22 protein-coding genes and 1 riboswitch are annotated in these 24,515 nt (G+C 36.0%); of the genes, 13 read left to right on the forward strand and 9 right to left on the reverse strand.

Going from position 1 to position 24,515, the window contains the following annotated elements; translation table 11 throughout:
* The first annotated feature begins 111 nt into the window (after positions 1 to 111).
* Together U860_RS0122565 and U860_RS0122570 are read left to right on the forward strand one after the other, a co-directional pair.
* Positions 112 to 651 (forward strand): ester cyclase, encoded by a 540-nt coding sequence (locus tag U860_RS0122565; RefSeq protein WP_025150275.1) that lies wholly within the window; start codon positions 112 to 114, stop codon positions 649 to 651.
* 22 nt (positions 652 to 673) lie between these two features.
* Complete coding sequence (locus U860_RS0122570) at positions 674 to 1,222, forward strand: NAD(P)H-dependent oxidoreductase (RefSeq protein WP_025150276.1); 549 nt, start codon at positions 674 to 676, stop codon at positions 1,220 to 1,222.
* A 117-nt stretch (positions 1,223 to 1,339) separates the two neighbouring features.
* Here U860_RS0122570 and U860_RS0122575 read toward each other — a convergent pair whose 3' ends face one another.
* Entirely contained in the window at positions 1,340 to 1,858 is a 519-nt protein-coding gene (locus U860_RS0122575) for a hypothetical protein (protein WP_025150277.1), read from the reverse strand.
* 46 nt (positions 1,859 to 1,904) lie between these two features.
* A complete protein-coding gene (locus U860_RS0122580) occupies positions 1,905 to 3,647 on the reverse strand; it encodes an SgrR family transcriptional regulator (protein ID WP_025150278.1) in 1,743 nt (580 codons plus the stop codon).
* A gap of 106 nt (positions 3,648 to 3,753) precedes the next feature.
* Between U860_RS0122580 and U860_RS0122585 the strand changes: the two genes are divergently transcribed.
* Complete coding sequence (locus U860_RS0122585) at positions 3,754 to 5,016, forward strand: MFS transporter (protein WP_025150279.1); 1,263 nt, start codon at positions 3,754 to 3,756, stop codon at positions 5,014 to 5,016.
* Between the two features lie 52 nt (positions 5,017 to 5,068).
* Here the strand turns inward: U860_RS0122585 and U860_RS31860 are convergent, their stop codons facing one another.
* The 3 genes from U860_RS31860 to U860_RS0122595 form a co-directional block, all read right to left on the reverse strand.
* Positions 5,069 to 5,272, reverse strand: coding sequence for a hypothetical protein (locus U860_RS31860; protein WP_033795473.1), 204 nt, complete (start codon positions 5,270 to 5,272; stop codon positions 5,069 to 5,071).
* Between the two features lie 314 nt (positions 5,273 to 5,586).
* Positions 5,587 to 6,786 carry an ABC transporter permease gene (locus tag U860_RS0122590; RefSeq protein WP_025150280.1) on the reverse strand — a complete coding sequence of 400 codons (1,200 nt, stop codon included), beginning with the start codon at positions 6,784 to 6,786 and terminating at the stop codon, positions 5,587 to 5,589.
* Positions 6,787 to 6,846: 60 nt separating this feature from the next.
* A complete protein-coding gene (locus U860_RS0122595) occupies positions 6,847 to 8,271 on the reverse strand; it encodes an amino acid permease (RefSeq protein ID WP_025150281.1) in 1,425 nt (474 codons plus the stop codon).
* A 147-nt stretch (positions 8,272 to 8,418) separates the two neighbouring features.
* A riboswitch (Lysine riboswitch) is annotated at positions 8,419 to 8,600 on the reverse strand.
* 205 nt (positions 8,601 to 8,805) lie between these two features.
* On the opposite strand from U860_RS0122595, the gene U860_RS0122600 reads away from it, so the two are divergent.
* Complete coding sequence (locus tag U860_RS0122600; RefSeq protein WP_025150282.1) at positions 8,806 to 9,660, forward strand: GNAT family N-acetyltransferase; 855 nt, start codon at positions 8,806 to 8,808, stop codon at positions 9,658 to 9,660.
* 27 nt (positions 9,661 to 9,687) lie between these two features.
* Here the strand turns inward: U860_RS0122600 and gapN are convergent, their stop codons facing one another.
* The gene (gene gapN / locus U860_RS0122605) at positions 9,688 to 11,127 is read right to left on the reverse strand and encodes an NADP-dependent glyceraldehyde-3-phosphate dehydrogenase (protein WP_025150283.1); all 1,440 of its coding nucleotides are present in this window, start codon (positions 11,125 to 11,127) and stop codon (positions 9,688 to 9,690) included.
* Between the two features lie 645 nt (positions 11,128 to 11,772).
* Between gapN and U860_RS0122615 the strand changes: the two genes are divergently transcribed.
* The 5 genes from U860_RS0122615 (at position 11,773) to U860_RS0122635 (ending at position 18,086) form a co-directional block, all read left to right on the forward strand.
* Positions 11,773 to 13,527: an ABC transporter transmembrane domain-containing protein gene (locus U860_RS0122615; RefSeq protein ID WP_025150284.1), complete on the forward strand. Its 1,755-nt coding sequence runs from the start codon at positions 11,773 to 11,775 to the stop codon at positions 13,525 to 13,527.
* Positions 13,524 to 15,524, forward strand: a complete 2,001-nt coding sequence (locus U860_RS0122620) for an ABC transporter ATP-binding protein (RefSeq protein WP_025150285.1) — start codon at positions 13,524 to 13,526, stop codon at positions 15,522 to 15,524. The genes U860_RS0122615 and U860_RS0122620 overlap by 4 nt, the downstream gene beginning before the upstream one ends.
* Before the next feature lie 316 nt (positions 15,525 to 15,840).
* Positions 15,841 to 16,638, forward strand: a complete 798-nt coding sequence (locus U860_RS0122625; RefSeq protein ID WP_025150286.1) for an amino acid ABC transporter substrate-binding protein — start codon at positions 15,841 to 15,843, stop codon at positions 16,636 to 16,638.
* A complete protein-coding gene (locus tag U860_RS0122630) occupies positions 16,625 to 17,323 on the forward strand; it encodes an amino acid ABC transporter permease (protein WP_025150287.1) in 699 nt (232 codons plus the stop codon). Before U860_RS0122625 ends, U860_RS0122630 begins: the two co-directional genes overlap by 14 nt.
* 28 nt (positions 17,324 to 17,351) lie before the next feature.
* Positions 17,352 to 18,086 (forward strand): amino acid ABC transporter ATP-binding protein, encoded by a 735-nt coding sequence (locus U860_RS0122635; protein ID WP_002170550.1) that lies wholly within the window; start codon positions 17,352 to 17,354, stop codon positions 18,084 to 18,086.
* A gap of 50 nt (positions 18,087 to 18,136) precedes the next feature.
* Here the strand turns inward: U860_RS0122635 and sasP are convergent, their stop codons facing one another.
* Complete coding sequence (sasP, locus tag U860_RS0122640; RefSeq protein ID WP_000013349.1) at positions 18,137 to 18,340, reverse strand: small acid-soluble spore protein, SasP family; 204 nt, start codon at positions 18,338 to 18,340, stop codon at positions 18,137 to 18,139.
* Positions 18,341 to 18,829: 489 nt separating this feature from the next.
* Here sasP and U860_RS0122645 point away from each other — a divergent pair, with 489 nt between their 5' ends.
* Positions 18,830 to 19,075, forward strand: coding sequence for a hypothetical protein (locus U860_RS0122645; protein WP_025150288.1), 246 nt, complete (start codon positions 18,830 to 18,832; stop codon positions 19,073 to 19,075).
* A 170-nt stretch (positions 19,076 to 19,245) separates the two neighbouring features.
* Here the strand turns inward: U860_RS0122645 and U860_RS0122650 are convergent, their stop codons facing one another.
* Both U860_RS0122650 and U860_RS0122655 read right to left on the reverse strand, forming a co-directional pair.
* Positions 19,246 to 20,700 carry a YheC/YheD family protein gene (locus U860_RS0122650; RefSeq protein WP_025150289.1) on the reverse strand — a complete coding sequence of 485 codons (1,455 nt, stop codon included), beginning with the start codon at positions 20,698 to 20,700 and terminating at the stop codon, positions 19,246 to 19,248.
* A 20-nt stretch (positions 20,701 to 20,720) separates the two neighbouring features.
* Complete coding sequence (locus U860_RS0122655) at positions 20,721 to 21,773, reverse strand: YheC/YheD family protein (protein WP_025150290.1); 1,053 nt, start codon at positions 21,771 to 21,773, stop codon at positions 20,721 to 20,723.
* Positions 21,774 to 21,898: 125 nt separating this feature from the next.
* Here U860_RS0122655 and U860_RS0122660 point away from each other — a divergent pair, with 125 nt between their 5' ends.
* The 3 genes from U860_RS0122660 to U860_RS0122670 all read left to right on the forward strand — a co-directional run bounded on the left by U860_RS0122660 (position 21,899) and on the right by U860_RS0122670 (position 24,166).
* Complete coding sequence (locus U860_RS0122660) at positions 21,899 to 23,044, forward strand: DUF445 family protein (protein WP_025150291.1); 1,146 nt, start codon at positions 21,899 to 21,901, stop codon at positions 23,042 to 23,044.
* 142 nt (positions 23,045 to 23,186) lie between these two features.
* Positions 23,187 to 23,540, forward strand: a complete 354-nt coding sequence (locus tag U860_RS0122665; RefSeq protein ID WP_002170555.1) for a YlbF/YmcA family competence regulator — start codon at positions 23,187 to 23,189, stop codon at positions 23,538 to 23,540.
* Positions 23,541 to 23,704: 164 nt separating this feature from the next.
* Entirely contained in the window at positions 23,705 to 24,166 is a 462-nt protein-coding gene (locus U860_RS0122670) for a VOC family protein (protein WP_025150292.1), read from the forward strand.
* Positions 24,167 to 24,515 lie beyond the last annotated feature (349 nt).

Raw genomic sequence — 24,515 nt, forward strand, 5'->3', positions numbered from 1 at the left:
TCCTTTTGGTAACTATATGAAAAAAATATCACTACTTCCAAAAGGGAAGTTAGTGCATATACAATAGCAATACGAAATAAAAAGGGTTTGTAGCAGGAGGAGGTGATTTCCATGGGTATAAAAAGGTTATTTGCGTTACTAAGTTTTTTGGTCATTTGTATTGTGCTTGTAGCGTGTAGTGGGGAGCAAAAAACTGAAATCCAATTATTGAAGGAAATGCCGAAGCCAAAAACAATGACAATCGATCCTTCACTAAGCAAAAGAGAAGCGACAGATATGGTTCATGCAGCCCAGCGGTTTTACGCATTTTGGGATACAGGTAAGGAGAAACTTATTCCGCAGACTGTTACTGAAAATTTTTTCGATAATACGTTGCCGAAAGGTCGTCCGCAAGGTATTGAAGGATTAAAGTTTGCGGCGCAAAGTTTTCGTAAAGTCGTTCCAAATATACATTGTGAGATTGAAGATTTATTAGTGGTTGGTGATAAAGTAACAGCCCGTCTTTCTTTTACGGGAACTCATAATGATAAAAAGATTAATTTTTTTGCAATTGATATTTTGCATGTGAAAGACGGAAAGATAACGGAAGATTGGCATTTAGAAGATAATCTTACGCTGAAGCAGCAACTTGGCTTAATAGCTGAGGAATAAAAATATAGGGGAGAGAAATGTGATGAAAAATATATTCATTATAAATGGGCATGAGAAATACGGTTCAAAGGAAGGGCGATTAAATAAAACGTTAGTTGATTATATGATAACTTTATTAAGCGAAAATCATCACGTGAAAACGACAACGATTCAAGATGGATATAGTATTAAGGAAGAACAAGAGAAGTTTTTATGGGCGGATGTTGTTATTTATCAAACACCAATTTACTGGTTTAGTGTACCGGGATTATTTAAAACGTATATGGATGAAGTATATGAATATGGTTTGTTCTTCAAAGGTGCAGATGAATATGGAACAGGTGGTTTACTAAAAGAGAAACAGTATATGTTCTCTACAACTTGGAATGCACCTGAAAAAGTGTTTGGAGATAAGACGAAGTTCTTTGAAGGGGAAAGTTTAGAATCAGCGCTTAGTCATTTACATCGCGTGCAGAAGTTTATTGGTATGAGTCCGTTAAAGAGTTTTGCGTGTTATGATGTGGTGAAAAATCCTAATATAGAGCAGTTTTTATTAAACTTGAAAAATCATTTGGATGAAGTAATTAAATAATAGTTTACATCTTTGTGCGTGAGAAGGTACTACTAAACGTGTAGTACCTTCTCTTGCATTCATAAAGGTTGCTTAGTTTTTATTAACCTAAAATTTTCATAAGTGGAGTCTAATCTTTTATGAAATACGTTGAAAATCTTTACTCATACAGGACTGTTTTAGTTTTTTTGATTTTATTAAATATTTAATATCAGAGGTGTTATCATATGAAAGCTGAATATGATAATAGTTAATATACTCAAATAATGCAAAAACATAAACAAATAGGGAGAATGATAGCCCGCCTAAAGGTAAATGGGGATACCAAATTAAAAAATCAATAATAAACATAATAAGTCCTGTGATAATCAATCCTATATTTATCTTTTTTAGTCTTTTTAAATATTGAATGATCCAAATAGGCGTAACAGATGTTTTTTCTTTTTTTAGTCTTTTCCACTTTACGTACCAGTAAACAGTTCCTTGTAGTAAGAGAAACTCTAAAAGAAGAAATGAGACCCAAAAAGAATACAGGGAATATAAATATAATGTAGGATAAGCATAATTAATTAAGTAACTTGTAAAAATAAAAGTAATGACTGAAAATAACTCACCTGTGTATAGATAGGAAAGCCTTCTTTCTATGTTTCCTCTCATAGTTTCTCTCCTTTTATAAAGAATATATATTCGAAACCCTCACACTTTAGTGCGGGGATGGCTGTATCCATAACTTCGCAAAATTCGCCCAACCGAATGAATCAATTGTTACGTTTTTTAAAGAAGAGGGATATGTTTTTCTTTTTAAAACGTGATAGTTAAATAAAATAATGTATTCAGCTTGCAAAAACTCTTCAATTTCATACATGAGTTCATAGCGCTTTTCTTTATTTTCTTCTAATAAAAATGTATCTAGTAAACAATTAATTTGTTTTTCATAGTGCGGGTCCATGAATCGATTTATAAAGCAATTTTTATTTTTAAATACGTTTAAAAATGCCATTTCATGCTCAGTGGCAAATACTTCTCCCATTAAAATGATATCGGCATGTTTATCAATAGAACGATCCGTATAATCTGAAACGAGAAATGGGTGAAGTTCTACTTGCACTCCTAATTGTTCGCAACGTTCTTTTAGGAAGTCTGCGTCGTTTGCACTATCTTTAAATGCGAAGAAGTAAATATGTATTATTTCTCCATTATATGTGCTCTTTTTCAAATACTCTTTCGCTTTTTCTAAAGAGTAGGATCTTCTCGGGGTTTGATGACGGCTTCTTTCAGGAAAGAAGCTTGATGCAGCAATTGTTCGTCTTCCTTCTATGTTACAAAGTATCGTTTCAACATCATATATTTCTCTCCAAGCTTTACGAAAGTAAATATCGTGATGGGGACCAGTTTTTTTAAAATTGAAGCTAGCATAAATGCAACCTATTTCTTCTATTTGGATATCGTGTCTTTCGTTTTCATTTTCATTTGGCAGTTCATAATCAGAATGTATTTTCACATGATCTGGAATACGCCAAAACTCAATACGGTCTAGTAACGCACGCTCTTTAAAATAATGGGTGAAAGCTTCGAGTACGATATTATCTTCAGAATAATGATTAAGTTTAAAAGGTCCAGTACCTATGTAGTGATGATTTTGAATGACTGCATCATGTGGCAAGATTGCGAGCTGCATTGAACTCACATAATGTAAGAAAAATAAGTTCGGTTTTGCTAAATGGAATCGTATTTGCAGTGGTGATGGTGTTTCAATTTGAACAATTTCTTCTGTTAACCATTCGAAAGGAGATTGGACTTGCTTTAATCTTTCAAATGAAAATTGAACATCTTTAGAAGTTAAAAGAGTTTCGTTATGAAAATGTATATCTTTTCGTAAATGAAACGTCCACGTAAGTTGATCCTGACTTAATTCCCACGTATGAGCAAGATGTGGTTCCATTTTTTCTGTAACATCGTTATAAACGACTAATGTATCAAAAATTTGACTAGTAAGATGGCTCTCCGTAGTTACAGCCGCAAAAGCCGGATCTAACGGTAATATCTTTCTTGATATAGGGATCTTTAATATGTCGTACATATCATTTGAAGGTTCATAGCCAAAATGATGATGTAGTTTACTTTCTATTTTTTTCTGAAGTGCAAGAGGAAGGGGTTCTTTTAAAAGAAGAAAGATATCTTTTAACTTTTCTTGCTCTAAAAGTTCATCTGTATATAATTCAATTGCTTCTATTAAAGTATGTGAAAATATAATTTCCGTCTTATTCCCGCGGCCTCGCCCTGGAGTCCAGCAAATTAATTGTTCTTCGCTCATTTTCTTTAATAAAATCTTCACGTTTTTCGTACTGCAATATAAAATATCCGCTAATTCTTGTAAGCTATTTCGCATATGCTGTTGATCTTGTACATGCAGCCTTAGTCTAATATAATAGTCCATAATTTTCATATGTATACACGTCCTTCTGTATAAAAGGGGAAACTCTTTAGAATATTCTAACCTTTTTCTTCCTCTTTTTCAAAGTAAAATGAATAAGCATAAGGAGGGAGAAACGATGGGGTTTTGGAGTATGCATCGAAATATAAAAATTAGAATTATAACATCATTTTTAACACGAACTGTATCAACGATGATTTTTCCATTTATGGCGATTTATTTTTCAATAAAATTAGGCAGTACGATTGCTGGCGCTTTACTACTAATCAATGTGTTAGCTTCATTAATAATTGGTTTATATGGCGGGTATATTGGAGATCGGCTTGGGCGTAAAAAAGTAATGATTATAGGTCAAAGTATACAGGCCGTTTCAATTGCTTGTATGGGAGTTGCGAATTCGGATTACGTAGACTCACCGTGGTTAACGTTTTTATTTATGTTAGTAAATAGCTTAGGATCTGGACTTATGAATCCAGCGACCGAGGCGATGTTAATAGATGTGAGTACACCTGAAAATCGAAAGGTGATGTATAGCATTAACTACTGGGCTATTAACTTATCCATTGCAATTGGAGCGATATTTGGCGGGCTACTATTTGAAAACTATCGCTTACAATTGTTTATTGTATTAACAGCTGTTGCTGTAATCACCTTATATGTTATGGCTGTATATATGGAAGAAGTGTATGTAGCTCGCAAAACAGTAGAGAAGAAAAATGTATTAAGAGATATGGCGGAAAGTTATAAAGTTGTTATGAAAGACCGAGCGTTTTTAATCTTTTGTGCAGCGAGTATATGTACGTTATCTTTAGAGTTTCAAATTAATAATTATTTAGGGGTGCGTTTGCAGAAGGAATTTGAAACGGTTCATTTTTTATTCGGAAATGGTTTTACTTTTGATTTAACAGGTATTCGAATGCTGAGCTGGATATCTGCAGAGAATACAATTTTAGTTGTGCTATGTTCAGCGCTTATTATTAAGATGTTAAAGCGTTTCAACGATTTGAAAATCTTGTATGTAGGTTTATTCATTTACACAATTGGATTTACAATACTCGGAACGAGCAATAGCTTATGGATTTTATTAATCGCGGGGCTATTCCAAACAGTAGGAGAGATGATGTATGTTCCGGTTCGTCAATCCATTATGGCAGATATGGTGCCAAATGAGGCGAGAGGCTCATATATGGCGATTAACGGAATGGTCTTTCAAGTAGCGAAAATGAACGGTGCATTAGGAGTTATGCTAGGCTCATTTATTGCATCTTGGGGAATGAGTGCGATGTATTTTATCATTGGTATGAGCAGTATTTTATTATTTATGAGGGCAATTGGGAAAGAGAAGTATGAGGATGAGAGAGAAGTTTCGCAGATTGGATAAAACTATATGAAAAGCGAACCAGCTATACTGGGACTCGCTTTTTATATAGCCCCTAAAACGGATCAACTTCAGCTAAGTCAGGATTAGCGTTAGGGTTAGTTAACAAACTCTTCAGTTCACCTACTTCAGAGAGAGCGACGAGGATATAACCACTAATGAGGACGATGAGTCCGATGACCCGTAATGTTTGTAGTGTAATGTCACGGCTATTTTCTTCTGAGTTGTTTTTGGGAGGAGAAGGTGGATTGTTGTTTATAGTAGAGCTCCCATCTTTTTTATTTGTCCCGCATTAACGGGCAGTAAGACTCCCACCTCAAAATTCGGCTGTAAAGCAAAGGAGTTAGGTGGGAGATCAGCTGCCCGTAAAAGCCCGATTGGTTCAACTAATAATCAGTGGGGGATGAACAAAACCCCCCACTGATTAAAGTTTCACTTTATATGTGTAAAATTATTATTTAACTTATGGATAGGGATTGTATAGTCATTTTCACTATATGAGAAATGCCTACGAAAAGTGATTAGAAATTTTGGGACGAGAAAAGAGGCTGCTATGTGCAGCCTCTTTTTGAACTAAAACGAAGAAATCCTCTTCTTTGTTTTCGGTATGATAATAAATTTGATCCATAGCATTCCTATTACTACAATGATAAAGCCAAGTAATAATTGTCTTGTAGCAATGAGTACAACACCTGAAAATACAACTAATTGAATGCTTATTAACATAAAAATTAAGCGGAGAAATTGATTCATTCTTTCATCGGTGCTAATTGGATATAATGCTACGATAATATTTACCGAAAAACACTTCCACAGGGAACGAAGCTGCATAGCAGTCATATATATGATGCAGTAAGTGATAGCGCCTTTGACATATATATTCGGTACGAAATATACGATGAAGGAGCCGATAAAGCTCAAGCGAATATATATACCGAAATAATCATTACCACGTAAAAACGCTAGTGTATGTGAATAGAAGAACGTTGCTTGTTTTTTATGTAATATGGGTTCAATCCAATTTGTAAGCCATTTTCTTTTGTTTACTTGTTTTTTTAACTGCGGAACATCGGTGAAGATGCTAGCGAATTGATAAAAGTGTATGTCCATTTTCTCTTCTTGCTCGATTATGTATTCCCACGGTATTCGTTTTGGGGGCTGTTTCTTCGTATATAGAAGTAGGAAAGCAAGAAGTAATAGTAAGCCGCCTAGCACAATGATATTTGCAATATAAAAAAGCATGTAAATGATTAGGACGTTACAAGCAATACGAATGATAAGCCATATGTTTTTTGCATGACTATCACGCCATATCCAATGTATGTATATGTTCCAGCCTTTTAAAATCATCAAAACGATAAAGATTGTACATAAAAAAGGTACGGTTAATTGTAATGATTGCATGGCAAGCGGCACGATAATAAGGAACGTAAATACGAGTGGGAAAAGCTGAATGACGTAATTATATAGAAGAGATTTTTTGAAATAAGAAGTTAATTTCTCTTCTAGTGCTAATAAATAGACAGCATCAGGTTTTTGAATAAACGTACGGATTGGGCATCTCGTTATAATCGTTGTAAGTACGATTGTAATGAGTACTAAAGATATTCCTTTAGAAGGAGATGCTTTCAGAAACTGAGCATAATAATATGCACCAACGCATGAAATAAAGATAAAGCTATATAGTAAACCGTTAATCATACGTGCAAAGTATGTAATGGCATTTTGAATATGTTGTTGGAAGCGACTGCTCCATAGCGATTCGATTGACATGTTTTTCACCTCTTCGTTCTATTATATATGTTTTATTAAGCAAAAAACGAGCAAATTGCGTTATGCAATTTGCTCGTTTTTCTTTTCGTTATTTTTTTTCTGATCACGATTCATTAATGGATAGAAGGCAAAGCCGATTATGAATAAACCAATTCCGAGAAGGAATGTTTTTATATCGGATGCGCCGGTTTTAATAACCCATAGTGCATAGCAAAGTGCGATAACTGCGACTATGCCATCCATAATTCTTGCCCGCATTTCATTTTTATATGTTTCACCAGTTGCGACTAGTTTTAACTGGAAGATTGGTGAAACGAGATATGGAATGAGATAGGCTAAAGTTGATACTGTAATAACGAATGTATAAGCTTCCGCGATTGTTCCTGATAATGTTGAGAATAAGAACACTTGCGACATAATGTTTGTTAATCGTAGTGAATAGATCGGGCTTCCTTTTTTATTTGTTTTTGTAAAGAAGGAAGGGAAGAAGCCTTCTTTTGCTGCTTGATAAGGTACTTCTGAGCTTAATAAAATCCAGCCTAATATTGAACCGAATAGGGAAGTAAGAGCAAGTAATGCCATAAGTTTCCCACCGCCATGACCCATCGCTGCGTTTAATGCGTCTGCTAATGGACGTTCAGAAGCTTGTAATTTATCAACATGAAGTACACCCATTGTTAAAATTGTAATTCCTAAGTAAATTGCAACTGTAATAAGTAATCCTGCAACCGTTGCACGTTTTACCGTTTTTGGAGAAACAGCACGGTTTGATAAAAGAACTGCTGATTCAATTCCGATAAATGCCCAAAGCGTTGTTAGAGCAGCTAAGTTTACTTGTGATAGAAGACCGTGTGATACGCCTTCTTTATCAATCATCGGTGTGTACCATTGTCCAAACTTTGAAGCTTCGAATGCAAATAAAGTAACGACGATGAATAGAAGGAATCCAGTTACTTTCGTTGTTGTTGCTAAGAAGTTTAGTTTTCCGGCTCCGCTTACACCGTTTGTTAAAATGATATGAGTTCCCCATAGTAAGATGGAACAAATAGTAAATGTAATAAGTTTTCCAACTTCTACGTTAAAAGAACCGATTGAAAATAATAGTCGTGTATCTTTCATAATCGGGAAGAAGAGTGATAAATATCCCGCAAAAGACGTAATGATGGCAACGTTACTTGCCCAGTTTGCAACCCAGTATCCCCACACCATGCTGAAACCAGCCATTTTTTTCTTTTTTGGTGATGAGAATAAAGCATATGCATGACTTTGTGGTCCTGTCGTTAAATCAGGACGACGAATTGCTAAATTACCGAAAACAAGAGCTAGCATTAAAACACCAAACCCTGTTGTTAACCAAGCTAAAGTGACACCAAGAGGGCTTGCTGTTTGTGCCAACGTACTTGGCACCATGAAAATACCAGCGCCAACCATGTTACCGACAACGAAAGCTGTTAGTACCCAAAAGCCCCATTTTTTTTGTTGCATAGAAAATACCTCCAAAGTTAGTATAACCAAGTCAAGCGAGGAGATATGTATGTCTTCCAGGTAAGGAAGAGAAGTTCCAAACAAAACAAAAAAAGCACGTAAACTTGCCGCTACATGCTTTCTATCTTATAAGAAACCCACGACATACCTCTCGATAGCTCTCCACAAACGAAACGTTTGTGACAGTTCTGCACTTATTAAATGCAGACCCAGCAAGCGTGCATGGTGGACACGACTTACTTCGGCAATCATTCCTTTCTCATTCATTCATCAATGCCACTACATTTCCTGAAATGATACTCTTAATGACTGCAACCTCTACCTCACCGAGATACGAATGAGGATTTAAATATTAAATTAACGTATTTAAGAGTAACAAATGAATTTTTCTACGTCAATGGATATAGTAATAATCAGATTATGGAGAAGAGTTTGTTATTAAGGGCTTGGAGGGTTTGAAATGGATTCATTGAATAAATATATATTGAATTTTTAATAGAGAATTTACTGTCAATGGGAATGGAGGTTGTTTAAATGATACGTGTTTATAGTGAAAGTGAGGACAGAATCAGTATATTAAATTTAATAAAAAATATGGGGATAGAAGAAGAGATAGGCTCTTTAGATGATATCGTATTGAACTCTACGCATTTTCTTTTATATAACCAAAATGGGATTGAAGGATTCGCGTATTCATCTTTTTATACAAATAGTAATGGAGAGTCTATTGTTCAAATAAGTGTGTATGTGGAACCTGGTTCTCGTTTGAAAGGTATTGGTTCTGCCTTATATAAGGCAATAGAGGAGTGTACTTCTGAAATGAAACCGGATTTTGTGTGCACTTATATGAAAATTGAATCAGAAAATTGTATTGGTTTTGCTAAGAAAATGGGGTTTGAAAGATGGTGGGGATCGCTGGAATTGATATATAAGGGAGGGAGTTTTCCTGAAACGGATATCACGTTTATTAAGTATGAAGATAGATTTTTCAACCAGTTTGTAAAAATGGTACAGGAATGTTATTACGAATTGCATGAAATGAATGATATGAAGCCTTATCTTGCTCCGGAAGATAGTATAAAGAAATACAAATTGAGCAATGAAAGTAATGTGTATATGGTTTTAAAAAATGAACAGTTGGTCGCATCAGTTACGGTAGGGGAAGGGACAATAGAGAATTTAATGGTTGCACCAAGTCATCAAGGAAATGGATATGGGCGTGAAGCTTTACAATTTGGTATGAACAAGTTGTTAGAAGGCGGGTACGAAGATATTAGACTATGTTATATAGAAGGAAATGAAAGTGCTGAGAGGTTATACAACTCTGTAGGATTTAAGCCGCTTCATCATACACAAGTGTTTCGGAAATTTAAAAAGCAGCTGACCTAAATATTAGATCAGCTGCTGAATATAAGATTAAACTAAGTTTAATACAGTTACTTTTTGACGAGTCATAGACTCAAGGCTCTTACGAATACCTTGTGCGCCCATACCTGAACCTTTTACACCGATGAATGGGAAGTGGTCAGGACCGCGCTCTGTGCGTCCGTTAATTTGAACAGAACCAGTATCGATTTTGTTCGCAATTGCAAATGCTTTGTTAATGTCTTTCGTGAAGACACTTGCTTGCAAGCCGAACTCTGATCTGTTAGCAATTTCAATCGCTTGTTCGTCAGAAGAAACACGGATGATTGGAAGGATTGGGCCGAATGGCTCTTCCCAAGCAACTTTCATTTCTTCTGTTACGTGGTCGATTAAAGTTGGGTAAATTAAGTTACGCTCACGTTTGTTACCGATAACGATTGTTGCACCTTTTTCAGCAGCGTCGTCAATTAAACCTTGAACGAAGTCAGCAGATTTATCGTCGATTAATGGAACGATTGTGCTGTCTTGTTCTGGAGATCCAACTGATAATTCAGCTACTTGCTCTTTTAATAAGCCAACAAGCTCGTCCGCTACATTTTCGTGTACAAGTACACGTTTAATAGCTGTACAACGTTGACCTGAGTAAGAGAATGCACCGCTTACGATATGTTTTGCAGCTTCTTGTAAATCAGCATCTTCACGAACGATACCAGGGTCTTTACCACCAAGTTCTAATACAAGTGGAATCATCGCAGCTTTTTTCGCTAAATGTTTACCTGTATTTGTACCACCTGTGAACGATACCATATTGATTCCAGCATGCTCTACTAAGTAGTCACCAATTACAGAACCGCGTCCTGTCGCTACGTTTACAAGACCTTTTGGAAGGCCAGCTTTATGAAGTGCTTCAACCATTTTAATACCGCTAATTGCACCTTGAGTTGCTGGTTTGAAGATAACCGCGTTACCCATAATAAGTGCTGGCGCAAGTTTTGCAGCAGATAAGTTTACTGGGTAGTTAAACGGTGCGATTGCTAATACAACACCAAGTGGTGCGCGTTGGATAATCGCAAGTTTAGATTTAGATCCACCAGGGAAGCTATCACCCATCATACTTTCTCCGTGCATATGAAGTGCTTCGTCAACCGTGTAACGAATTAAGTCAGCTGTACGAACAACTTCTTTTTTCGCATCTTTATATCCTTTACCGACTTCTTTCATAATGATATCGGCAATTTCATCTTGCATATTTACGAGCTCATCAGCCCATTTATATAAATATTTTGCGCGATCTTGTAGAGAAGCTTCAGCCCATGATTTTTGAGCTTCTTTTGCAGATGCAATTGCTTCATCTACTTCTCCGCGAGTAATTGCTTGTACTTGACCAATTACTTCGTGTAAGTATGGAGATGGAATTTCGATTGTTTGACCTGAAGAGCTTTCTCTCCATTCTCCGTTTAAATAAAATTTGTACGTATTGCTAGTTGTCATGATTAGTCCTCCTAAAATAGCAACTTGTAAGAGTGAGTATAAGGTGATTGTAGGGGGTTTGATAATATTTTTCAAATGAAATGTTTGTGAAAACGATTTCTTATTATTTTTTTATTTTGTATGCCCTTTCTTACAGAAGATTCCCTTATTTCAAACTGGATTATAAGTAGAATGTATCACTTTCATTTTTGGTGATAAAAGATTATTTTATTCTATAGATAAAAAAATAATTGACAGAATACTCAATAAAGTTGTAAGATTATAAATGGAAAATAAATGAAAGGGGTGTGCGTAATGATTGTAATCGTAAATGTAATGGGCTTAGCTCTGTTAAATGGCGGAAAACATTCATATCATTACGCAACCCGTGCGGATATATAGGACTTTTTTGTCTTATGAGAAGCGTACGTTGCGTATATCGTAACGTACGCTTTTATGCATTCCCTTGCATATCGTCAAGCGGCGGTATGCTTTTTTTTGTCTAATTTGCTTGTTTCCATACTTTGTATGGTTACTATAAAAATCAGAATTTGGAAGGTGGAAAAATGTGATGAAATTGTATGGCAAACGAAATGTAAATGTGATGGGTTTGGATAGCGGATAAAGAAATGTGAGTCAAACGAGAACGGGAAGGGAGAGGTTATATTGTTTTCAGTACTGCAAAAATTAGGATGGTTTTTTAAAGAGCATTGGAAAAGGTATAGTATCGCAATTGGGGTACTTTTAATTGTAAACGTAATAGAGGTAATTCCTCCGAAAGTGTTAGGAATTACAATTGATAATATTAAAACAGGAGCCTTAACGAACGAGGCGATTATGCAATATATTTTTATTTTACTTGGGGTAACGATAGGCGGGTATGTGCTCACTTTTATTTGGCAGCATCAACTATTTGGTGGGGCGTTCGTACTTGAGAAAACGATGCGTTCAAAATTTATGGGGCATTTACTCAAGATGACGCCGACGTTTTATCAAAAAAATCGTACTGGCGATTTAATGGCGCGAGCGACGAATGATTTAAAAGCAATCGCGATGACAGCTGGCTTTGGTATATTAACGCTCGTTGATTCTAGTCTATATATGCTTACAATCGTTTGTATGATGGGCTTTTCAATTAGTTGGCAGCTAACATTTGCTGCGCTTATACCGCTTCCGATTATGGCGTATGCGATGAATATATACGGAAAGAAATTGCATGAACGATTTACAGTTGCACAAGATGCGTTCGGAGATATGAATGATAAAGTGCTTGAATCAATTGCTGGTGTACGCGTTATTCGTGCGTATGTACAAGAAAATGCTGATCAAGAAAGGTTTCATCATTTAGGAGATGACGTATACGAGAAAAATATGAAAGTAGCAAGAATCGATGCGCTATTCCAGCCAACTGTGAAAATGCTCGTTGGTCTTAGTTATTTAATTGGTCTAGTGTACGGTGCATATCTCGTGTTCCAATCAAAAGTAACACTTGGGGAACTCGTTTCTTTTAACGTCTATTTAGGTATGATGATTTGGCCGATGTTTGCAATTGGTGAATTGATTAATGTTATGCAAAGAGGAAATGCTTCGTTAGATCGTGTGAATGAAACGTTAGCTTATGAACCGGATGTAAAGAATCCAAAAAATCCAAAGGTTGTACAAGAGCCGGATTACATTCAGTTTGATAATGTTTCTTTTTCATATCCTTCATCAAATGAAACAAATTTAAAAAATGTTTCGTTCTCATTAAAACAAGGAGAGACACTTGGAGTTGTTGGGAAAACAGGAAGCGGGAAAACGACGCTCGTTCGTCAGCTGCTTCGTCAATATCCACTTGGAGAAGGGGATATTGCAGTTTCTGATGTGACGCTAGATAAAATTACGAATGATAACGTACTTGGCTGGATTGGATATGTACCTCAGGAACACATTTTATTCTCAAAAACAGCGAAGGAAAATATTTTATTCGGAAACAGAGAAGCGACTGAAGAAGAACTTGAAAAAGCGATTGAAATAGCTGCGTTTAAAAAGGATTTAGAGTTTTTACCGGAAGGTTTAGAAACGCTTGTTGGAGAGAAAGGTGTTTCTTTATCAGGTGGGCAAAAGCAAAGGATTTCGATTGCGAGAGCTGTTATTCAAAATCCGGAAATCTTAATTTTAGACGATTCTTTATCAGCTGTTGATGCTCGTACTGAAGCGGCAATTATTGAAAATATACGAACAGAAAGAAGCGGGAAGACGACGATTATAACGACGCATCGTTTATCAGCGGTACAGCACGCAGATTGGATTCTCGTTATGGATAACGGTGAAGTTATTGAAGAAGGTTCGCACGAGGCGCTCGTTCGAAATGGGGGCTGGTATGCTGAGCAGTTCGAACGGCAGCAAGGTGAAAGTGCGGATAGTGGGGTGAAAATATGAGCGTTTCAAAACGATTGTTTCAATATGCGATGAAAGTGAAAGGGCCTATTTTTGCAGCGATGGCGATGCTATTTGTTTTCGTCATTGCAGAGCTTGCAGGTCCGTTCGTCGCAAAAACGATGATTGATGAGCATATCGTTGGCATAGAGAGGCCTTGGTATGAAACAGAAAAAAGTGAGGATGCTGTTTCGTATAATGGCGCCTTTTATAAGCGAGGCGATCGCTTTGAGGAAGGCGAGAAAAAAGGGAAGGAAGTTCGAGTTATTCAAGTTGGTTTTCAGTACTATTTTGTGCCGAATAAAATAACGCTTGAAGGTTCTCGGTCCGTTAAGGGTGATGTGATTACCGTTCAGAGTGGTAAGGCCGTGCAGGTGTATAAAGCGAAAGCATTAACGAAAGAAGAAGTATTTGCGTTTTATAAACCAGAAATAAACAGACTATTACTACTTGGCGGTGGATATTTCGCTTTATTAGTAGTCGTATCATTATTTGCGTACGGAAAGCAGTTCTTCTTACAAAAAGCTGCAAACAAAATTATTCAAATTATGAGGGAGGATGTCTTTTCTCATATTCAAACGTTGCCGATTCGTTATTTTGATCATTTACCAGCAGGGAAAATTGTTTCGCGTGTAACGAATGATACAGAGGCAATCCGTGATTTATATGTAACGGTACTTGCGACATTCGTCTCTAGTATTATTTATATTATTGGGATATTCGCTGCGCTATTTTTACTCGATGTAAAACTCGCGATGTTCTGTTTATTAATTATCCCGATTTTAATTGTTTGGGCGATATTGTATAGAAAGTATGCGTCTGTATACAATCATAAAATGCGTTCGCGTTTATCGGATATTAACGGAACAGTGAATGAATCGATTCAAGGGATGCCGATCATTCAAGCATTCCGTCAAGAGCGTGAAACGAAGAAGGAATTTGAAGAGTTAAATGGCGATTATTTTAAATATCAAAATAAAATTTTAAATTTAAATGCAGCAACATCGCATAACTTAGTGTCGGTATTAAGAAACATCGCTTTTACAGGAGTGATTTGGTATTTTGGTGGTGCTTCATTAAGTGCTACGGGTATTGTTTCACTCGGGGTACTGTATGCTTTCGTTGATTATTTAACGAGATTATTCTCGCCGATTACAAATATGGTGAATCAGCTTGCTAACTTAGAGCAATCACGTGTTGCATCAGAGCGTGTTTTTGAATTGTTAGAGGAAAAAGGAGAGGCAGTAGAAGAAGAACGTATGCCTCGCTTAAACGGAAATGTGAAATTCGATAATGTTTCGTTTTCTTATAATGGGAAAGATGAAGTGTTAAAAAATATTTCTTTTGAAGCGAAACAAGGGGAGACAGTGGCACTTGTTGGTCATACTGGATCAGGAAAAAGTTCCATTATGAATGTACTCTTCCAATTTTATGAATTTCAAAAAGGAAAGCTTACGATTGATGGTCACGATGTAACAGAAATGCCGAAACAGGCAACTCGTGAACATATGGGAATTGTATTGCAAGATCCGTTTTTATTTAGCGGAACAGTCGCATCCAATGTCAGCTTAGAAAATGAAAAAATTTCAAAAGATCGTATCGTAAAGGCGTTACGTGATGTTGGTGCTGAAAGATTTGCGAACAATTTAGATGAAGAAATTACGGAGAAGGGAAGTACACTTTCAACCGGAGAACGTCAGCTCATATCGTTTGCTAGGGCACTTGCTTTTGATCCAGCGATTTTAATTTTAGATGAAGCGACTTCTAGTATTGATACAGAGACAGAAGCGATGATTCAACAAGCGTTAGAAGTTGTGAAAAAAGGAAGAACGACGTTTATTATCGCACACCGTCTTTCAACAATTAAAAGTGCAGATCAAATTATTGTGCTTGATAGAGGAACGATTTTGGAAAAAGGATCTCATGATGAATTAATGAAAAAGCGCGGGCGTTATTACGATATGTATAAAACGCAAATGGAAGGAAACCAGAGCGCTTAATATTTAGAAGAACTTGCGATTTTCGCAAGTTCTTTTTTGATTAAAATTATATCGACGTTTTGAAAAAGGATATCGATTCTTCGATAAATCATGACAAGCAAAAATAATAAGAAGTATTGTTTTACCTTTTTCTATATAAATGCTATATTAAAAAATGTTACTTATTTTTTGTATGTAGCGTTATTTTTCCATTTTGTTTGATTATGAAGAAAAAGGTTAAACTAAATAAGAACATTTTCATTGAAAAATTGTTCAAGATTGCATACAATCAATATAGTTTTTAAATTCCTATCAGAATACTTGGAGGATCACGGTTATGAAAAAATTATTTTCAGTGCTTGCAGTAACTACATTAGCGATTGGGATTGTAGCGGGCTGCGGCAAAGAAGAGAAAAAAGATACAGCTAGTCAAGATGCGTTACAAAAGATAAAACAAAGTGGTGAACTTGTAATTGGAACAGAAGGTACATATCCACCGTTCACATTCCACGATTCAAGCAATAAATTAACTGGATTTGACGTTGAGCTATCAGAAGAAGTTGCAAAACGTTTAGGTGTAAAGCCTGTATTTAAAGAAACACAATGGGACAGCTTACTTGCTGGTTTAGACGCAAAACGTTTCGACATGGTTGCTAACGAAGTTGGTATTCGTGAAGATCGTCAAAAGAAATATGACTTCTCTGAACCATACGTTTCATCTTCAGCGGTATTAGTTATTGCGAAGGATAAAGATAAACCTGCTACATTTACTGATGTAAAAGGATTAAAAGCAGCACAATCTTTAACAAGTAACTATGCAGATATTGCTAAGAAAAATGGTGCGGAAATCACTAGTGTAGAAGGCTTTAGCCAAGCGGCAGAATTATTAAACACTGGCCGTGTTGATTTCACAATTAATGATAAGTTATCAGTATTAAACTACTTAGAAACGAAGAAAGATGCAAAAATTAAAATTGTAGATACAGAAAAAGAAGCATCACAAAGTGGTTTCCTATTCCGCAAAGGTAGCGACAAGCTTGTACAAGAAGTAAATAAAGCGTTAGAAGATATGAAAAAAGATGGTACGTACGACAAAATAGCGAAAAAATGGTTCGGTGAAAATGTATCTAAGTAGTGCATTGGTCTCAGATCGATTGTCTACATGGGTAGATATTATGCAGTCTTCCTTCATGCCTATGCTGAAGGAAGCTGTGTTTACGACAATTCCATTAACGCTTGTTACGTTTATTATCGGTATTATACTTGCGACGTTAACAGCGCTCGCGCGTATTTCAGGTAGTCGTATTTTACAATGGATTGCTCGTATCTATGTATCTATCATTCGCGGAACGCCACTTCTTGTACAGTTATTTATTATTTTCTATGGTCTTCCAACTCTTAATATTGAGGTTGAGCCATATACAGCAGCAGTTGTTGGATTTTCATTAAATGTCGGTGCATATGCATCTGAAATTATTCGTGCTTCTATTCTTTCTATTCCGAAAGGGCAGTGGGAAGCAGCTTACACAATTGGGATGACATATCCGCAAGCGTTAAAACGTGTTATTTTACCACAAGCAACGCGTGTATCCATTCCGCCGCTTTCGAATACATTTATTAGTTTAGTGAAGGATACTTCATTAGCATCGTTAATTTTAGTAACAGAAATGTTCCGAAAAGCGCAGGAAATTGCGGCAATGAACTATGAGTTTTTAATCGTTTATTTCGAAGCAGGTCTTATTTATTGGGTAATTTGCTTCCTATTATCTATTGTGCAACAAATATTAGAAAAACGTTCTGAACGTTACACTCTAAAATAATCCTTTCATAAAAGGAGTTTTTGTTTTTATGATTTCAATTCAACGTTTACAAAAAAGTTTCGGAGATAATACCGTACTAAAACATATAGATTTATCAGTTGAGAAGGGCGAAGTTGTTGTTATTATCGGGCCATCTGGATCTGGTAAAACGACATTTCTACGTTGCCTCAATGTGTTAGAAACACCGAACGCTGGTAGCATTCGCATCGGTAATAAAGAGCTCGATTTCTCTAAAAAAGTATCGAAGAAAGATATTGTAAATCTTCGTACGCAAACAGGTATGGTATTCCAGCACCATAATCTATTCCCGCATTTAACAGCACTTCAAAATGTAATGGAAGGGCTCGTTACAGTGAAAAAGATGGGGAAAGAAGAAGCGAAGAAAAAAGCAAACTACTTCCTTGAAAAAGTTGGTCTTGCGGATAAAGTAGATTTATATCCGTTCCAATTATCAGGCGGACAACAACAGCGCGTCGGAATCGCTCGTGCACTTGCGATGGAGCCGGAAGTTTTACTATTTGATGAGCCAACGTCAGCGCTTGATCCGGAACTAGTTCAAGAAGTTTTAAAGGTAATGAAAGAACTTGCTAAAGAAGGAATGACGATGGTCATTGTAACGCATGAAATGCGCTTTGCTCATCAAATTGCGAACCGTGTTATTTTCATGGATGGCGGTGTCGTTGTCGAACAAGGTACACCAGAAGATGTATTTACAAATCCAAAAGAAGAACGAACGAAGAAGTTTTTACAAATGTTGCAGTAAATAAGAAAGGTCTCAGGGCGTATGCCCTGAGACCTTTTTGCCATATATATTTATTTTTGGAATCCGCCAAGGCTTTGTTCAGCCATTGCAACTAAACGTTTTGTAATTTCTCCACCAACAGAACCGTTAGCGCGAGCCGTAGAATCTGCTCCTAATTGTACACCAAATTCTTGAGCGATTTCGTACTTCATTTGATCGATTGCAGCTGTTGCTCCTGGTACTACTAATTGATTGTAAGAACTTTGGTTTGCCATAGGAATATATCCTCCTTAGAGTGTAAAAGTTTTTTGGTTGGACTAGCTGGAGTTGAACCAGATTGCCGCCCCGTTTGGCGCTAATCCATCGGTAATTAAGTTTGTACTCATAGTATGGATGTTACCTAGAAAGATATACAAAATAATAATTTGTAAATTTTGTAAAAAATCTTCGCTATTTTGTAAATTATGAAATAAGAGTAATCGTTGTATTTTTAAGAAAGAAGGCTAAACTAAGAGCGATATCATATGAGTGTTTTTTCTTTGTATAACCAGCTTGGCTTACTCAACTTATGATTTGTTAAAGTGAGATAAATTACAGCTTAGTAAAATAAAAATTAAATCGGCAACAACTTCATAGTTCTGTTTTAACCCGGGATGAGGTAGAAAAAGGAACTGACCGCTCCTATGCATGGCTAGATGCTCTCTTCAATCTAAAAAAAGAGGCTTTTTACAGGTTTTTAAACGATAACGTATGGAGGAATAGCGATGGGAATTTGCCCGCTTTGCAACGCACTAGAATCACAAACATATTCTTGTCAAAATTGCCAAGGTGTACTCCAAGATTATGGGAAAACTGTAGATTACATAGATACTTACAGTGCATATATGGATCAGGAATTATTAAGTGCGGTAGACGGTTTAACAAATAATAATTCACAGGAGTATTGCAATCATGTGTTTTATTGCGGAGTATGTAATGTGGAAACGGAAGTTGTAGTGAAGCTCATATAAAGTGAAACTTTAATCAGTGGGGGTTTTGTTCATCCCCCACTGATTATCAGCCCTCACCAATCGGGCGTTTACGGGCAGCCCGACTCCCACCTAATTTCCTCGCATTCTCCGAATTTGGAGATGGGAGTCTTACTGCCCACAAATAGCGGGATAAATAGAAAACTTCCACCTTATGATTGAGGTGGAAGTTTTTGTATTTGTGAGTTAATCATAGGGGAAGGGAGATTTTCGGTGTTTGACGAAGGCTCTGATTTTATTTGAGACATTTTTTCTTTCGTGTCGCGCAAAGAATGTTCAGTTAAATAGATGGCATATTCATAAAATAATTGGCGTGTAAGTTCACTTTGTTCTTTTAACCTTTCATCTTGGAATACAGTTCGCCCAGGTTTAGAATTTGCTTCAAATAGCCATGGGTTTTCCATCGTGTCTAAACCGATATCAAAACCGATTTCGCCAATGTTCCCGGTTACTTGTTTATCGAGTGCATAACTTATTTGTAAGGCTGTTTGTTTCAATTTATTTTCAATTTGAACTTGCTTTGTTGAATCAGGAAAAAGTTCCTGAAGTAATTTTGTATCACCACCGCTATTTACATGAGTTGTTAAGCTACCTTTGCCAGCGATTTTGGCGACAATTGCACTAACTATCCAATTGCCAAGATGGTTTTTATTTGTATGGATGCGAAAATCGACGGGTTGCCCCTCGAAGCGGAGCAATGAGATGCCTTGCTGTACGATAAATTTTTTTAAATCATGTCCTTTTAACACATGGTTAAGAAGTGCTTCTAATGATTGATACTTTCTTAGTTTGTTTTGGTCATTTTCACGATAACGACAATAGTAGCGATTCTCTGCTTGAGAATAGAGTATTTGATGAATATTTCTCCCGAAGCTACCATGTATCGGTTTCATATAAATATACTTATACGTACCAAGAAGTCGTTCTACTTGTTCAAAATGTTGAAAAGCTTCTGTTTTTGGCAAGAATGGTTTAATCGAATTTTCTTTCATTAGGAGTTGATGAACTTCCCATTTGTTGAAAAATCCTGGATTAAACCATGGGATTGCATAGTCGCTTTCTAATCGTTTCTTTGCTCTCACGATTGGTTTGTAATTTTCTGATTGGCGATTTGGTAATCGGTTGTAAATGACATTCGGTAAAGGGACTTTGTTTTTTACCCATTTTCCTTCTTGAAAGAAGTACCCTTCAATTGTTTCTTCTTCCCAATTTATATGTTGAACGCCAAAGACAAATACAAATGGTCGCAATGTGAATGATGGTGTTAGTAACTCACCGAGAGAAGTTGAACGATTTCCTAAAGGAGTGGGTGAGTCATCGTTAAAGCCAGTTGTAAAAATCCCGATTAATGGGCCAAAAATGATTGTTTGATTTTGTGTGAGGGCATGGATTGTCGTCGAATGTGGAAGTAAAAGTCGGTCTGCAATTTGTTTTCCGATAATGATTTCTCGAGTAAATGAATAATGAATTTTAATATTCTCACATGCGATATAGCGTACACCAAAGGAAAGAGATGTAATCGGCGGTGTAATTGAAAAAACGTAAGGTAAAGTAATACTATTTGGATACTCATCTGAAATGTTTAATGTATATACGTGCTCTTTCAACAGAGTTTCTCCTCCTTTCATTATGGTGTGAAACGGCTAAACTTTAATGGACCATGAAAAATTTGCTCAGCTAACTGATTATTGTATCTGGTGTAAATTTCGTATGACGGCATCGTATTGACGTACATAAGCCAAATGGCCCCTTTTTGATCCATAATGGTAGAAAGTTCTAGTTCGAATAATGAAGAATATGACTGATCAAGTGTTTGAAAAACTTCAGTTACAACGTCATGTAAAGCATCTTTCAATAATTGAACGCCAGTTGAAGAAAGTAAATATTTAATTTTAGAAAATGGATGTAACATAGAACGTTCTGTTGCTGAAAGTAAAAATTGTGCAGGGAATGAACCTTTTTGTATAAATTGACCGAGCACTTCCCAATTCTGCTCTTTATTTTTTTGTATAATGGTTCGAACATGGATTGGATATGATAGTTGATTTGGAGGTTGTAGCATTGGGTGAATCATATAACGGGATAATTGTATGTTAAATTTGCACCATGATATAAATTCATCGGTCCGTTTAAATTGAGTAGAAGTATGATGCGGTTCATTTATTGTATCTATATGAAATGTTTTATTTTTGTATGTGGCTCGATATACATCTTCATTGGAATGTATATTAAGTGGTCTTATAATAATATCTCTTGTTTCTAGTAGTAATTTAAAAATTCCTTGTACTGTTCCTTTTTTAATTTTTGGTATGTAAGGGGAAAGACGTTTATTAGCAAGAAAAAGATTGTGTAAATCGCTTGGATTAATAAGCGTGTTATTTAAAAAAGTAGTGGAAGAACGTTTGTGTAATGAATGAATAATCGGTTTTGCTTGTTGGAATTCCTCATCCTCTTTGAAATGACAACGATCATATATATATGAAGGAATGGGAAAGGTTTGATCTATCCAATTTCCTGTATCTGTATCGTAAATAAGACCGGAAACAAGATCTGTCTTTGAATCAATGCTAAACGGTGTGAATTGGGCAACGACGTTATGATAAAGTCGAGCTCGCTTAGCGATTTCGGTGTAATACGTTTGCTCATGATGAAATTGAGAAGTTAAAAGACCAAGAACCAACGAAATCACTCCTTTATTAACAAGATGTTTGCATAATAGGCGAAGCTATATATTGCAAATACGTTTTTATACCATTATACTTTTGTCCGTATGACGATATGCTATCGTTTTAGAGAAGTGAAAGGTTGATTATAATGAATATATGGTTGAATATGTTAACAACGACAGGGCTCGGGGCAATTATTGGAGGATACACGAATCATTTAGCGATAAAAATGTTATTTCGTCCTCATCGTCCTATTTATATTGGGAAGTTTCAAGTTCCATTTACGCCGGGGTTAATTCCGAAGCGCCGTGATGAGCTTGCTGTTCAATTAGGGAAAATGGTTGTAGACCACTTGTTAACACCAGAAGGAATTGGAAAGAAACTAACGAATGAAGAGTTTCAAAAAAGTTTAATCCGCTGGGCACAAGTGGAAGTGAATAAAGTAATTACGAATGAACAGTCATTACGAGATATGTTAGAAAAATGGAATGTAGCACATGTAGAAGAAGAGGCGACTCAAAAAATCGAACATGTTATTACAGAAAAAACTCATGCATTTTTAGCAGAGTACTATACATATACATGGGAACAAGCTTTACCTCAGTCTGTTCATGAAAAAGTAGAGAATGCGATTCCAAATGTAGCGTCTTTTATTTTGAAAAGAGGAATTAGCTTTTTTGAAAGTGAAGAAGGAAAGGCACGCCTTTCAAAAATGATTGATGACTTTTTTGCTTCTCGAGGAACGTTGCTTAACTTAGTTGGTATGTTTTTAGGAAATGTAAGTTTAGTGGATCGTGTGCAGCCGGAAGTTATTAAGTTTTTAGGACAAGATGGAACAGGGCAACTTTTAACTGATGTACTGCAAGAAGAGTGGGAAAAGTTAAAAGGAAGAGACGTAAAAGAATTAGAAACGTTCGTAGAGAAAGAAATGATTGTGAGCTCCATATTGTCAGCGGTTAAAGTAGAGGAAATAGTGAGTAGATTTTTAAATCAGTCTGTTCAGCAAGTATGTGAGCCGGTTCGAGAAACGATCGTTGAAAAAGTGGTCCCTAGCCTGATGCAGAAAGGCTTGAAGTGGGGGACAGAAAACGTCGGAGATATATTGAAAAATCTACACCTTGCGGAAATCGTCCAGCAAGAAGTATCTACATTTTCAACAGAGAGACTAGAAGATCTCGTATTATCCATTACAAAAAATGAGTTAAAAATGATTACATATTTAGGGGCGTTATTAGGAGGAACGATTGGATTTATTCAAGGCTTGTTGCTCTTATTCCTTAAGTAATAAAGGTGGGTACATAGAAATAAAAGTGAAATTTCTTCACATCTCTTACATAGTTTGATATGGTAAGAAGAGGTGCGGATAAAAAGCACTTAAAAGGCAGTGCGTACGAAAAGCGCTAGCCTTCTAAAGGAGGAAAAATAAAATGACAAAAAACATTCATGATGTTGCATATGAATTACAAAAAGCAATCGCTGAAAACGAAGATTTCCAAACATTAAAAGCAAGCTACGCAGCAGTACAAGGAGATGCAGCTTCAAAGAACTTATTTGAAGAGTTCCGTACAATGCAACTTGGTTTACAACAAAAAATGATGCAAGGCCAAGAAATCACTGAAGAAGATAACCAAAAAGCACAAGAAGTTGTAACTCGCATTCAACAAGATGCAAAAATCACAAAGTTAATGGAAACTGAGCAACGTTTAAACATCGTTATCACTGACGTTAACAAAATCATCATGAAGCCACTTGAAGAATTATATAGCGCGCAACAAGCGTAATGATGGAAGACGCTCCTGGGATATGGGGGCGTCTTTTTTGTTCAGCATTAGGGCTACAAAATTGAACAAAACATATAAATAAAATACGAGGGCACTTCTATTTCTAATTTATTAAAATAGGCTTTATAGTAAGAATTTCTAAAAATATAAAGGAGGGATATGCTTTGTTTCCAGGTACTTTATATGAAACACATGTTAAAACAAAAAATTTAGAAGTAGCAAAAGAGTTTTATACTAAACTTGGATTATTTCATGCTCGCACTATTGAAGAACGCCGTGTAGCATTCTTTTGGTTTGATAAAGATAATAAGAAAGAACAAATGCTGGGCATTTGGGAGGTATCAGAAGAAGCATTCCATACAAGTCACTTTGCATTCAAGGTTAACTATGAAGAAATCATTCATGCAAGAGAATGGCTTCTTAATAAAGGAATAAACCCAAGGGCCGCTTTTGGTCTTGAACCTTCCGAGCCTATGGTTCATACCTGGACACCTACTGCAAATCTTTATTTTTATGATCCTGACGGCAACTCTTTAGAGTTTCTTTGTTTACTTCCTGAAAAGAAAAAAGTAAAACAAGATGTTATGTATTTAAGTGAGTGGGAAAGCTTGGTGAGTGAAGAATAAATTTGATTTTTGACTCGGATCCCGCAAGACAATTTTAAAAGGAACCATAACATTGCCCAAGTGGCAAAGTTATGGTTTAAATCACAAAGATTCTAATGAATAAGCTAATCATTTCGAATATCCTACACTGATAAGTATTTTTATTTATTATTTTGTAAAATTTTCGGCAAATTTATGGGTAAAGTGATAATATCAGAATGGTATTTTAAGATAAATAAATAATTGTAAGCGCATTCTTTAGTGGTTGTCAAAATACTGTCAAATTCATCTCATTGGAAAAATAATGTATTTGTAATATAATGATAAACAATACTTCACCACATTAATTAACTAGGTGAAATTAAAATCT

The sequence above is a fragment of the Bacillus sp. H1a genome (genome assembly GCF_000633475.1).
Taxonomy (GTDB): domain Bacteria; phylum Bacillota; class Bacilli; order Bacillales; family Bacillaceae_G; genus Bacillus_A; species Bacillus_A paramycoides.

Coding starts and splice junctions, on each gene's coding strand:
- gapN (WP_025150283.1), bottom strand. CDS start 11,127: ATGACAACTAGCAATACGTACAAATTTTATTTAAACGGAGAATGGAGA.
- U860_RS0122570 (WP_025150276.1), top strand. CDS start 674: ATGAAAAATATATTCATTATAAATGGGCATGAGAAATACGGTTCAAAG.
- U860_RS0122625 (WP_025150286.1), top strand. CDS start 15,841: ATGAAAAAATTATTTTCAGTGCTTGCAGTAACTACATTAGCGATTGGG.
- U860_RS0122565 (WP_025150275.1), top strand. CDS start 112: ATGGGTATAAAAAGGTTATTTGCGTTACTAAGTTTTTTGGTCATTTGT.
- U860_RS0122600 (WP_025150282.1), top strand. CDS start 8,806: ATGATACGTGTTTATAGTGAAAGTGAGGACAGAATCAGTATATTAAAT.
- U860_RS0122645 (WP_025150288.1), top strand. CDS start 18,830: ATGGGAATTTGCCCGCTTTGCAACGCACTAGAATCACAAACATATTCT.
- U860_RS0122665 (WP_002170555.1), top strand. CDS start 23,187: ATGACAAAAAACATTCATGATGTTGCATATGAATTACAAAAAGCAATC.
- U860_RS0122620 (WP_025150285.1), top strand. CDS start 13,524: ATGAGCGTTTCAAAACGATTGTTTCAATATGCGATGAAAGTGAAAGGG.
- sasP (WP_000013349.1), bottom strand. CDS start 18,340: ATGGCAAACCAAAGTTCTTACAATCAATTAGTAGTACCAGGAGCAACA.
- U860_RS0122590 (WP_025150280.1), bottom strand. CDS start 6,786: ATGTCAATCGAATCGCTATGGAGCAGTCGCTTCCAACAACATATTCAA.
- U860_RS0122580 (WP_025150278.1), bottom strand. CDS start 3,647: ATGAAAATTATGGACTATTATATTAGACTAAGGCTGCATGTACAAGAT.
- U860_RS0122630 (WP_025150287.1), top strand. CDS start 16,625: ATGTATCTAAGTAGTGCATTGGTCTCAGATCGATTGTCTACATGGGTA.
- U860_RS0122595 (WP_025150281.1), bottom strand. CDS start 8,271: ATGCAACAAAAAAAATGGGGCTTTTGGGTACTAACAGCTTTCGTTGTC.
- U860_RS0122575 (WP_025150277.1), bottom strand. CDS start 1,858: ATGAGAGGAAACATAGAAAGAAGGCTTTCCTATCTATACACAGGTGAG.
- U860_RS0122585 (WP_025150279.1), top strand. CDS start 3,754: ATGGGGTTTTGGAGTATGCATCGAAATATAAAAATTAGAATTATAACA.
- U860_RS0122635 (WP_002170550.1), top strand. CDS start 17,352: ATGATTTCAATTCAACGTTTACAAAAAAGTTTCGGAGATAATACCGTA.